The sequence below is a fragment of the Amycolatopsis balhimycina FH 1894 genome (assembly GCF_000384295.1).
Classification (GTDB): Bacteria; Actinomycetota; Actinomycetes; order Mycobacteriales; family Pseudonocardiaceae; genus Amycolatopsis; species Amycolatopsis balhimycina.
The window spans coordinates 397,258-407,065 of the sequence record NZ_KB913037.1 but is presented as its reverse complement, the minus strand read 5'-3'; the positions used below and the strand labels follow the sequence as shown (position 1 = coordinate 407,065).

Sequence of the window (9,808 nt, the reverse complement as noted above, 5' to 3'; positions counted from 1 at the left end):
GTGGAAACCGTCAAGTGCCTGGTCTGGGACCTCGACGACACGCTGTGGCGGGGCACCCTGGCCGAAGGCGACGACGTCGCGTTGCTGCCCGGCGTCGCCGACGTCGTCCGCGGCCTCGACGCCCGCGGCATCCTGCAGTCGGTCGCCAGCCGCAACGACCCCCAGCCGGCGATGGCCCGGCTCGCCGCGTTCGGCCTGGACGGCTACTTCGTGCTGCCGCAGATCGGCTGGGGCCGCAAGTCCGACGCGGTCCGCGCGGTGGCGGGCGAACTGGGCTTCGCCCACCGCGCGATGGCCTTCGTCGACGACCGCCCGGCCGAACTGGCCGAAGTCTCCTTCGAACTGCCCGAGGTCCGCACCTACCCGGCCGCCGCGGCCACGAAGCTGCTGCAGCGGCCCGAGTTCACCCCGGCCGCGATCACCGACGACGCCCGCCACCGCCGCGAGCGCTACCAGGCGGGATTCCGGCGCGACTCCGCGCGGGCCGAGTTCGCCGGGCCCGACGACGAGTTCCTGCGCTCGCTCGGCATCGTGCTCCGGATCGACCACGCGACCGAGACGGATCTCGCGCGGCTCGAAGAGCTGACCCGCCGGACCAGCCAGATGAACGCGACCGGCGTGCCGTATTCCGAAGCCGCCTTGCGAGGGTTGCTCGGCGAGCCGGACCACGACGTGCTGGTGCTGACCCTGACCGACCGGTTCGGCCCGTCGGGTGCGGTCGGCCTGGCCCTGGTGCACCGGCATCCGCGCGTCTGGCACCTGAAGCTGCTCGCGACGTCGTGCCGGGTGGTCGGCTGCGGGGTCGGCGCGGTCGCCCTCCGGTGGCTCGCCGACCGGGCCGCCGCCGCGGACGTCCACCTGGTGGCCGACTTCCGGCGCACCGACCGCAACCGGATCATGGAGATCGGCTACCGCTTCGCCGGGTTCTCGCCGGCCGGGTGCGCCTGCGCGGCCGTGCTGGCCGGCCACGAGGACACCGGGATCGAGCGGTTCCACCTGGTTCCGCGGGCGCAGCCGGCGTCGGCGGTCATGACCGTGCTCGGTCCGAAGTGGACGGTCGCGTCGTGACGGGGTCCGCGACGGCGGTCCGCGGCGATTTTTCCCGGTTGTGGCTGGCGACCGCGATCTCGGCGTTCGGCGACGGCGTCCGCTACACGGCGATCCCGCTGCTCGCGCTTTCGTTCACCACCGACCCGTTCCGGCTCGCGCTCGTCACCGTCGCCATGGCCGTCCCGCTGCTGTTTTCGGCGCTGGCCGGGGTGCTCGCGGACATGGTGGACCGCCGCCGGCTGCTCATCGGCGTCGACCTCGCGCGCGCCGCGGTCGTCACCGTGCTGGCGCTGCTGGTGCTGACCGGCACGGCGAACCTCGCGCTCGTCTGCGTCGCGGCGGCCCTGCTCGGTCTCGGCGAGGCCGTGTTCGCCGTCGGCGCGCAGTCGTTCCTGCCGGAGGTCGTGCCCCCGGCGCGGCTCACCGCGGCGAACGGCCGGCTGCACGTGGCCCAGCTCGTCTTCCGCGACTCGATCGGCCAATCCGCCGGGGGAGTCGTGTTCGTCCTGTTCGCGGCCCTGCCGTTCCTGCTCGACGGCGGCTCGTTCGCCCTCGGCGTGCTCCTGCTCCTGGCCGTGCGCCGCACCGCGGCACCCGCGCCTGAGCCCGCGTCCGGTCCCGGGCCGAGGGTTTCCTGGCGGGCGATGCTCGCCGAGGGCGTCCGCTACCTGAAGGCCGACCGGCTGCTCACCACTCTCGCCGTGATGCTCGGCATGGCGAACTTCTTCGTGACCGGCATCGCCGCGGTGGAGGTGCTCTACGTCGTGCAGGAGCTCGGACTGCCGAAAGCGGTGTTCGGCGTCTTCCTGGCCGCGGCGGCGCTGGGCGGGATCGCGGGCGCCCTGCTCAGCGGCAGGCTCGCCGCCCGGCTGGGCGTGTTCCGCGCCGCGCTGGCCTCGCTCGCGTCCGCCGGTCTGGCGGTCATGCTCCTCGGCCTGGCCGCCTGGCCGCCCACCGCGGTCGCCGGGTTCGCGGTGTTCGGCTTCGGCACGGCGGTGTACCAGACGCTGACCGTTTCGTTCCGGCAGGCGGACGTGCCGGCGGAACTGCTCGGCCGGGTCAACGGGGTCTACCGGCTGATCGGCACCGGGACGGCGCCCTTGGGCGCCCTCGCCGCCGGTGCCCTCGCCGGTGCGCAAGGCTTGCGGTCGCCGTTCCTCGCGGCAGGCGCGGGAATCCTGCTGCTGGCACTGGTCGCCGCGCGGCCGGTGCTGCGGATGGCGGCCGGACGGGTGGGGACCGCATGACGCTGTACCGGTTCTTCGCGGACACCGCGGCCCGGTGGCCGGACGCCGTCGCGGTGGAAACCGACGGCCGGAGCTGGACGTATCGGGAGCTGCACCGGCTGGCCGAGGGAACGGCCGGAGCCGTCCTGGCCCGCCATAGCCGGATTCCGCGGCGGATCGGCCTCCTCGCGGCCCGCGGCATCCAGGCGTATGCGGGCTACCTCGCGGTGCTGAGGCTCGGTGCCGCGGTCGTCCCCCTCGATCCGCGGCTGCCCGAGCGCCGCCTGCGGCACATCGCCGAGCTGGCCGGCCTGGAGCTGGTCCTGGCGGCCGAGCCCGCGGACTGGGCGCCGCGCGTGGTCGAGCTGCCGGTCACCGAGGACTGGGCGCTGCCGGCCTATTCGGGTCGTCCCGGCGACGAGGCCTACGTGCTGTTCACCTCCGGCTCGACAGGACGGCCCAAAGGCGTGCCGATCCGTCACCGCAACTTCGCGGACTACGTGCCCTACTGGGTCAAGGCGTTCGAAGTGGGACCGGGCAGCCGGGTTTCGCAGACGTTCGGGCTGGGGTTCGATCCGTCGGTGTTCGACCTGTTCGTCGCCTGGGCGGCGGGCGCCACCGTGGTCGCCCCCGATCCGGGAGAGCTGCTCACCCCGGTCGCCTACATCCGGCGGGCCCGCCTGACCCACTGGTTCGCCGTCCCGTCGGTGGTCGGCGTCGCGCGGCAGCTGGGCAACCTGCCCACCGGAGAAGCGGACACCCTGCGGCACAGCCTGTTCGCCGCCGAGCCACTCACCCGCGAGCTGGCTTCGCTCTGGGCGGAGGTCGCCCCGGCGAGCACCATCGGCAACATCTACGGGCCCACCGAACTCACCATCACCGTGACCGGCTACCGCCTCCCGGCCGACCGCCCGGCCTGGCCCGGCACCTCGAACGGCACCGTGCCGATCGGCCGCCCGTACCCGCACCTGGACGCCGTCGTGCTCGGTGAGGACGGCCTGCCCGCCACCGAGGGGGAACTGTGCGTCCGCGGCCTCCAGCGTTTCGGCGGCTACCTCGACCCCCGCGACGACATCGGCCGGTTCACCTTCTTCGACGGCACCGGCCCGGCCGCCGACTACGACGGCTCGCGGCCACTCACGGACGCCTTCTGGTACCGCACCGGCGATCGCGTCGGCTGGGAAGCCGGCGAGATCGTCCACCGCGGCCGCCTCGACCAGCAGGTGAAGATCCACGGCCACCGCGTCGAACTCGGCGAGATCGAAGCCGCCCTGCGCGCCCACCCGGAGATCGACCAGGTCGTCGTGCTCGCCCCGGCGACCGACGGCGAACCGGCCCTGACCGCCATCTACACCGGCGAGCCCCTGCCTGCCGCCGCACTCCACCACTGGCTGCGTTCGCGGGTCCCGATCCACATGCTCCCGCGCCACTTCGAACACCGCACGACCATGCCGCTGAGCCTCAACGGCAAGATCGACCGCCACCGCCTGACCGGCCCGGAAAAGTCATGAGGGGCACCCTCATGGTCTTTGTGTCCATGAGGGTGCCCCTCATGACACGGGCATCACCCGAGGTGGACCGCGGCCCCGAGGCCGATGGGAAGCGCTGTTTTGGCCCGGTCAGCCGGTGGCCAGCGCCGGGTGGGCGCGGATCCGCTCGGCCAGTTCTTTGGCTTCGCGGGAATTTCGGTACAGCGGGGTGTCCAGGGTCGCGCAGATGCCGGACAGGCGGGTGGCCAGGTGGGCGACGCCGGCGGTGGCGGACGTGCTGATCACCGGGTCGAGCGCGACATCGGCGGCGTCCAGTTCGCGTGCGGCCAGGTAGCCGTCGGTCATCTCCAGCCGGGTGGATGCCTCGCCGCCGTAGCGGCGGCTGCGTTCGGCGTCCGTCGCGTACAGGCGCAGTGCGCGTTCGGCGGCTTCGATCGCCAGCGTCGGCTTGCCCACCTGCACCCAGGCGCCGGCGTTGCAGAAGGACTGCCGTGCCTCGTCGAACCCGAATTCGCCGCCGACGAGGTCGTGCAGCTCGTCGGGCTCGGTGACGAGCTCACGCGCGTGGTGACCCATGCCGATCACCTTCTGGGTCTCGCGGACGTCACCGAGGTGGGCCCAGGCGCGGCTTTCGATGTTGCACAGCCGCACGAAGCCGGTGCCGTGCCGCAGGTGTTCGCGGCCGGCCTTCGCCAGGTGCGCCGCCTCCCGCGGGTTTCCCGACCAGAACGCGATGAGCGCCTGGGTGCCGCGCAACCACGCCTTGAGTCCACTGTGGCCGATGATCTCGGCGTAGACCCAGGCGGCGCGCGACTGTTCGGCCGCGGCGCCGTAACAGCCCAGCTCCATGCTGGCGTTCGCCAGTAGCCCGCACGTCTGGCCGGCGAGCAGGTAGAGGTGTGACTGCTGGGCCGGGTGGGCGTGCCGCTGCAGCAGCTGGAAGACGCGATCGCGCACGCGGACGAGCTCGCCGAAGATCTCGGCGGGCTGGGTGAGGATGGACGTGCGCGCGAGCTCGACGACGTCGTGGTCCAGCTGTTCGAGCGTGATCGCGCCGACCTCGGTGACCTCGGCGCGTTCGGCGTGCGCCCCGGACTCGTGGGCGGCGGCGCGGACCGCGGCGGCGCTGAGCCGTCCGGATCCGGGCGACGGCGGAGCGGCCTCCTCCTCGGGCGGCGGAAGCTGGTCGAGCACGAGCCGCTCCGACTCGGGCAGCAACGGCAGTTCGTCGTCGCCGAGCAGGGCGCGGGGCACGGTGCCGTAGACCTGGGCGAGCAGGGCGAGGACGTGCACGGTGGGGCGGATGCCCCGCTGCGGCCACGCCTCGTATTCGCTGATCCGTTTGCCGGTCATCGGTGCCCGGCCGTCGCCGAGCAGGTCGTTGCAGCGCGCCGCGACGGCCGTCTGGGACAGGCCGTGGGTGTACCGCCAGGCCTGGCGTGGGTTGAACTGCCAGCGGCCGGCCATCTCGGCCGCGATCCGGGCCGGGCCGCAGCCGCCGGCGAGCAGCTGGTGCCGGAGCCGTTCCCGTTCGGGTTTGCTCCCGGGCTTCGACCCGCTGGTTCCCATGACGCCGCTCCGAGACCGAATAGGTATCCACACACCGCCGACGGTCGGTCACCGTAGCGCATCACCGCTTTCCGCGGCAGCGCCGGAGATCGCGCGGAAACTCCGGCGAAAACTCCCATCCGGCGGGAACCCGCCGGGCCGGGCCGGCCGGGAATGCTGGTCCGCCGCATCAAGGCAACTGGAGGATCTGTGCCCCGTCTTCGCGACACCGCTGGTACCGGCCCGCGGCGGCGGTCATGACCGTGCGCTGGGTCGAAAACGCCCGCGGTGGCGGGACACCGCACGATCGCGTCCCGTCTGCGCAGGCCGCGCACGCCCGCGCGAACGCCTCGGCCGGCCGGCCCGCCGAGACCGCCCGGCCGGCCACGGACGAGCGGGACCGCCGGTGACCACCGTCGAGGAGGGGTTGCACGCGCTCGTCGCCCGCGGGTTCCGGTTCCAGCACATCGGCGACCGGCACGGCGAGCTGGCGATCATCGTGGGCACGTACGGATGGCCGGGGTTCAGCGACCGGATCGAGATCCACGGTGAACACGAGGCATCGGCGGCCCGCACGAGGGCCGATTCGGCCGAGGAGGCCGTGTGGAGCCAGGGCGGCGAAGCCGTGTCGGTGATCGCCGCCCTGCTCGCACTGCCACCACCGCACGAGCCGCCGCACCCACCGGTTCCCGGGAGGGCACCTGGCGCGCGAACCATCCGGACCAGGTAGCTGCGTGTTCCACCAGGTCCGGCGGATCGCCGGACTCGCACCGCCACCGCGTTTTCCGCCGTAGAGTGCCGGCATGCCCTCACCGGACAGCGAGTACAGCCGGTTCCTCGACGAACTGCTCCCCGAACTCGAGTTGTCCTTGAGCAAGCGCGAAAACGCCGAATCGGCGCTGGAGCGGCTCCGCGCCCACTACGCGGCGTGGCCCGCGCCCGGCGAGGAGCCCCGGCCGGAACCGGGCCGGGTCGCCGTGATCGCCCTCGATCCCTGGCGCGACTGGTCCGCCGAGGTCAAAAGCGCGGTGCTGGTCGCGGACCTGGTGATCTGCGACGACCCGTTGCTGTACGTGCAGGACCACATCAAGCGGTTCGCCCACTTCTACCGGCGGACCTTCGGCAGGGGGACCGGCACCCGGCTGCTGGCTCACCTGGCGACGCAGCTCGACCGGATGTGGGAGGTGCTGCCGCTGGTCCGGGCCGGGTTCGTCGTGTTCCGGCCGCTGCGCATGGCGGCCGAGGAGACCGTGACCGCGGTGGAGCGCGCGGTCACCGACCACCTCGAGGACCACCTGGAGATGCTCGGCTACGACGTGTACAGCTATCCGCAGTGGGTCGAGTACCGGCTGCCGTTGCTGGCCGAGCACGAGAAGATCGAGCTGGACCGCGAGCTGTGGACGGAGTTCGGCATGGGTCCGGCCGAGATAGCCCGGTTCACCGTCGAGCCGCGGCTGACCCTGCAGTCCTTGACCACGTGGAACGGGCTGCTGCACGCGGAAGCGGTCGACGGGACGTTCTGGAGCACGTCCGACGCGTACTGGCGGCTGGCCCGGGACGCGATGAACGGCCTGCATCCCGGGACGAGGCTGCTGTCGTTCGTCGACACGTTCACCCGGCCGGTCCTGGAAGAGGTGCCGGCGCGGGACCTGGTCGCGATCCGGGGTAACGACGAGGCGTTCGACGCCTTCCGGCGGCATCTCGTGCTGACCGAAGACCTGATCGGCTCGGATCCGGACGAGGAGCGGTTTCCCGCCGACGTCGCCCGGGTCTTCGACGAGGTGTTCCGGCCGAACATCCGCGTCATCGAGAAAGCCATGCAGCGCAACACCGTGTTGCGTGACCTGCCGTTCGTCCTGGCCACGGCCGGCTTCGCCGTCGCCGGCGGGGTGGCGAGCGCCGCACCCCCCACGGCGACGATCTTCGGTGCCCTCTCGAGTCTCCTCGGCTTCGGCCCCGCGGTCCGGGACAGCCTGCGCCGGGAAGCCAAGGTGCAGCAGGAGCCCGCCTTCGTGTTCTGGAAGCTCGGCGTGCCCGGCGATCAGGGGCTTTCCGAAATGTTTCCGTGAGCTGCCCCCGCCGGCGCGCGGCGGGCGAAGGCCGGTGCCCGTTCGGGGCGGAACCCGACGCCGACGAGGTACACGGACAAGGTCTGCACCCACGGGAACCGCCGAGCCGCGGCGATCAGCGGCCCGGCCGGTCCGGCCAGGCCTCCGGTCGCGAGCGGACGGGCGAGGTCCGTGTGCATGATCCGTTGCAAGGTCTGGACCAGGATGGTCGCCGGTAGCCGGCGCTTGCGCACCCGGGCGAGGTCAGCCGTGCCGACCGTGCCCCGGCGCAGTGGTCCGGCCAGTGCGGTCGCGGCCGCCACGGCATCCTGGACGGCCAGGTTGACACCCATGCCGCCGACCGGCGACATCGCGTGCGCGGCGTCGCCGAGGCACAGGAGCCCGTCGGTGTGCCAGCGGCGTAGCCGGTTGAGCCGCACGTCGAGGTGCTTGACCTGGTCCATCGACACCAGTTCGCCGACCCGGCCGGCGTAGTCCGGGAGGAGTTCGGCGATGTCGTCCCGAAACGCCGCGATGCCGCGAGCCCGCAACTGCCGGTCGGTCCCTTTGGCGGCGACGTAACCGATCTGGAAGTAACCGGGCCGGGGGATGACGACCGCGAAGCGTCCCCGCCCGGCGGTCCGCGTCAGCACGCCGCTTTGCTCGTCGGCCCGCCGGGAGAGCTGGAACCACCAGGTGTCGAACGGGACCTGGTACGTGGTGACCGGCAGGCCGGACGCGGCGCGCAGGACAGAGTGCCGTCCGTCGCAGGCCACGGTGAGGTCCGCCCGGATCTCACCGTCGACGCGCGCGCCGGAATCCTCGTTCGCGCGGTAACGAACGCCGACGACCCGGCCGTGTTCCTTGATGACGGAGGTCGCTTCGGTGCCCATCCGCAGCCGGAAGGCCGGCTCGGCTCGCCCGGCGTCCGCGAGCAGGGTCAGCAGATCCCATTGGGGCACGATCGTCATGTAGGGGTGCCGGACACCGAATCGGGCCAGCGCCGCGAAGTCGCCGATGCGCTCGAACCCGCCGGACCGATCGGGCAGCAGCACTTCGGTGACGCGAGAACGTGGCAACGCGGCGAACTGCTCGCCCAGGCCCAGATCGTCGAGCAGATCCACGGTGGCGGGGTGCACGGTGTCGCCGCGAAAGTCGTCCCGGAAGTCTGTGTGCTTTTCCAGGACTGTGACGTCGACTCCGGCGCGAGCCAGCAACAGCCCGAGCATCATCCCGGCGGGGCCGCCACCGACCACGCAACAGGTCGTCCGTTGCCTCAGGCCGGTGCCTTCCGTCGCTGATGATTCCTGGTGGGTCGTAGCGGCCGAACGTACTGAGGCGAGCCGGTCCGCACAAGGAAACTCCCGCCAAGGGGCGGCGGTTCTGCGCGGAACTCTCGTGAGGTGGGGGAGAATCGGGCAGAACTTTCGCGGCTCAGTGGCCGCTGAGAGTGCGCGCCCAAGGCTCGTCGATGTCCGCGAGGCCGAGTGAGAGCGTGACGTTTTCGAGCATGCCGGCGGCGAACCAGTGCCGGACGGCTTCGTCGTCGGATCCCACCAGTTCGCGGACGAGCTCGACCTGCTTGGCATAGCAGGTCCGCACGGCCTCGCCGATCAGCGGCTCGTCGGCCGCGCAGTTGGCCTGCATGAGGAATCGCAGCACGTCACGGTCCTGGATCAGTGCGCCGTAGGCCGATCGGGCCGCACGCAGAGCCGCTTCCGGAGACCGGAGGACCGGGGTGGCCTCGGCGACGTGGGCGGCCAGAGTGTTCGCCATCAACTCGGACACGTGGAAGACAGTGCGAGCGAAGAGCGTCTGCTTGTCGGCGAACAGACGGTAGACGTACGGCTGCGAGATGCCGGCGCGCTCGGCGATCTCGTGGGTCGTCGTCCCGTAGAAGCCTTTGCGCGCGAAGCACGCGACCGCGGCCTCCAGGATTACTCGGCGGCGCTGGTCACCCTTCTTGCTCGAGCCGGGGGCGGGCATGACGACAGTCAATCACGCGGCGCGGCGTGGGGTTCCAGCGCTTCGATGGCGACGAGCGGGTTCCAGTAATCGACGTAGCGGATGATCCGGCCGGTGTCGTCGGTGTAGACCACCGAGATGCAGGTCTGCTCGTAGGGCTTCCCCGTGGCCACCGCTCGTCCGGTCGACCCAAACTCGGCGATCGCGGTCGCCGGATCGGTGGTCTCGTGGAACACCAGGTTCACGAACCGCACGTCGAAGGTGTCCGGGAACTGGCTCATGTGGGCGAGCAGCGCGTCGCGCCCCCGGACCTGGCGGGGAACGCCGGCCGGGGCGTAGGGGAACTCGAGGATGCCGTCCGGGGTGAACAGGTCGACCCACTCGGCGATCCGGCCGGCTGCCACCAGCCGCAGGTGCTCGGCGACGGCGTGCTGCGCGGCCGATCGCCGCTCGGGAACCAGGGTGCCGCTCATGTGCGCTC

At 72.0% G+C, this 9,808-nt stretch carries 10 protein-coding genes; 6 read left to right on the top strand and 4 right to left on the bottom strand.

The genetic code is table 11. The features are described 5' to 3' along the window. From A3CE_RS0100970 to A3CE_RS0100960, 3 genes are read left to right on the top strand one after another with little or no spacing between them, the layout of a single operon-like run. Positions 1 to 1,068, top strand: coding sequence for an HAD-IIIC family phosphatase (locus A3CE_RS0100970; protein WP_020638192.1), 1,068 nt, complete (start codon positions 1 to 3; stop codon positions 1,066 to 1,068). Further along, positions 1,065 to 2,297: an MFS transporter gene (locus A3CE_RS0100965; RefSeq protein ID WP_043791597.1), complete on the top strand. Its 1,233-nt coding sequence runs from the start codon at positions 1,065 to 1,067 to the stop codon at positions 2,295 to 2,297. Before A3CE_RS0100970 ends, A3CE_RS0100965 begins: the two co-directional genes overlap by 4 nt. Next, positions 2,294 to 3,787 (top strand): AMP-binding protein, encoded by a 1,494-nt coding sequence (locus tag A3CE_RS0100960; RefSeq protein ID WP_020638190.1) that lies wholly within the window; start codon positions 2,294 to 2,296, stop codon positions 3,785 to 3,787. The genes A3CE_RS0100965 and A3CE_RS0100960 overlap by 4 nt, the downstream gene beginning before the upstream one ends. 108 nt (positions 3,788 to 3,895) lie before the next feature. Here the strand turns inward: A3CE_RS0100960 and A3CE_RS49725 are convergent, their stop codons facing one another. Continuing rightward, on the bottom strand, positions 3,896 to 5,335 hold the full coding sequence (locus tag A3CE_RS49725) for an NsdA family TPR-like regulatory protein (protein WP_020638189.1): 1,440 nt from the start codon (positions 5,333 to 5,335) through the stop codon (positions 3,896 to 3,898). 236 nt (positions 5,336 to 5,571) lie between these two features. On the opposite strand from A3CE_RS49725, the gene A3CE_RS55960 reads away from it, so the two are divergent. The 3 genes from A3CE_RS55960 to A3CE_RS0100940 all read left to right on the top strand — a co-directional run bounded on the left by A3CE_RS55960 (position 5,572) and on the right by A3CE_RS0100940 (position 7,383). Further along, complete coding sequence (locus A3CE_RS55960) at positions 5,572 to 5,724, top strand: hypothetical protein (RefSeq protein WP_020638188.1); 153 nt, start codon at positions 5,572 to 5,574, stop codon at positions 5,722 to 5,724. Further along, positions 5,721 to 6,044: a hypothetical protein gene (locus A3CE_RS49720; protein ID WP_020638187.1), complete on the top strand. Its 324-nt coding sequence runs from the start codon at positions 5,721 to 5,723 to the stop codon at positions 6,042 to 6,044. The genes A3CE_RS55960 and A3CE_RS49720 overlap by 4 nt, the downstream gene beginning before the upstream one ends. A gap of 73 nt (positions 6,045 to 6,117) precedes the next feature. Further along, on the top strand, positions 6,118 to 7,383 hold the full coding sequence (locus A3CE_RS0100940; RefSeq protein ID WP_020638186.1) for a hypothetical protein: 1,266 nt from the start codon (positions 6,118 to 6,120) through the stop codon (positions 7,381 to 7,383). Here the strand turns inward: A3CE_RS0100940 and A3CE_RS0100935 are convergent. The 3 genes from A3CE_RS0100935 to A3CE_RS0100925 form a co-directional block, all read right to left on the bottom strand. Next, positions 7,356 to 8,642 (bottom strand): FAD-dependent oxidoreductase, encoded by a 1,287-nt coding sequence (locus A3CE_RS0100935; RefSeq protein WP_026468034.1) that lies wholly within the window; start codon positions 8,640 to 8,642, stop codon positions 7,356 to 7,358. The two genes, A3CE_RS0100940 and A3CE_RS0100935, sit on opposite strands and share 28 nt — an antisense overlap. Positions 8,643 to 8,796: 154 nt before the next feature. Next, positions 8,797 to 9,348: a TetR/AcrR family transcriptional regulator gene (locus A3CE_RS0100930; protein WP_020638184.1), complete on the bottom strand. Its 552-nt coding sequence runs from the start codon at positions 9,346 to 9,348 to the stop codon at positions 8,797 to 8,799. Positions 9,349 to 9,356: 8 nt separating this feature from the next. Then, entirely contained in the window at positions 9,357 to 9,800 is a 444-nt protein-coding gene (locus A3CE_RS0100925) for a nuclear transport factor 2 family protein (RefSeq protein WP_020638183.1), read from the bottom strand. Positions 9,801 to 9,808 lie beyond the last annotated feature (8 nt).

Bases quoted from the DNA above. Each gene is read 5' to 3' on its own strand.
- A3CE_RS0100925 (WP_020638183.1), bottom strand. From the start codon at position 9,800: ATGAGCGGCACCCTGGTTCCCGAGCGGCGATCGGCCGCGCAGCACGCC.
- A3CE_RS0100940 (WP_020638186.1), top strand. From the start codon at position 6,118: ATGCCCTCACCGGACAGCGAGTACAGCCGGTTCCTCGACGAACTGCTC.
- A3CE_RS55960 (WP_020638188.1), top strand. From the start codon at position 5,572: ATGACCGTGCGCTGGGTCGAAAACGCCCGCGGTGGCGGGACACCGCAC.
- A3CE_RS49725 (WP_020638189.1), bottom strand. From the start codon at position 5,335: ATGGGAACCAGCGGGTCGAAGCCCGGGAGCAAACCCGAACGGGAACGG.
- A3CE_RS0100960 (WP_020638190.1), top strand. From the start codon at position 2,294: ATGACGCTGTACCGGTTCTTCGCGGACACCGCGGCCCGGTGGCCGGAC.
- A3CE_RS0100930 (WP_020638184.1), bottom strand. From the start codon at position 9,348: ATGCCCGCCCCCGGCTCGAGCAAGAAGGGTGACCAGCGCCGCCGAGTA.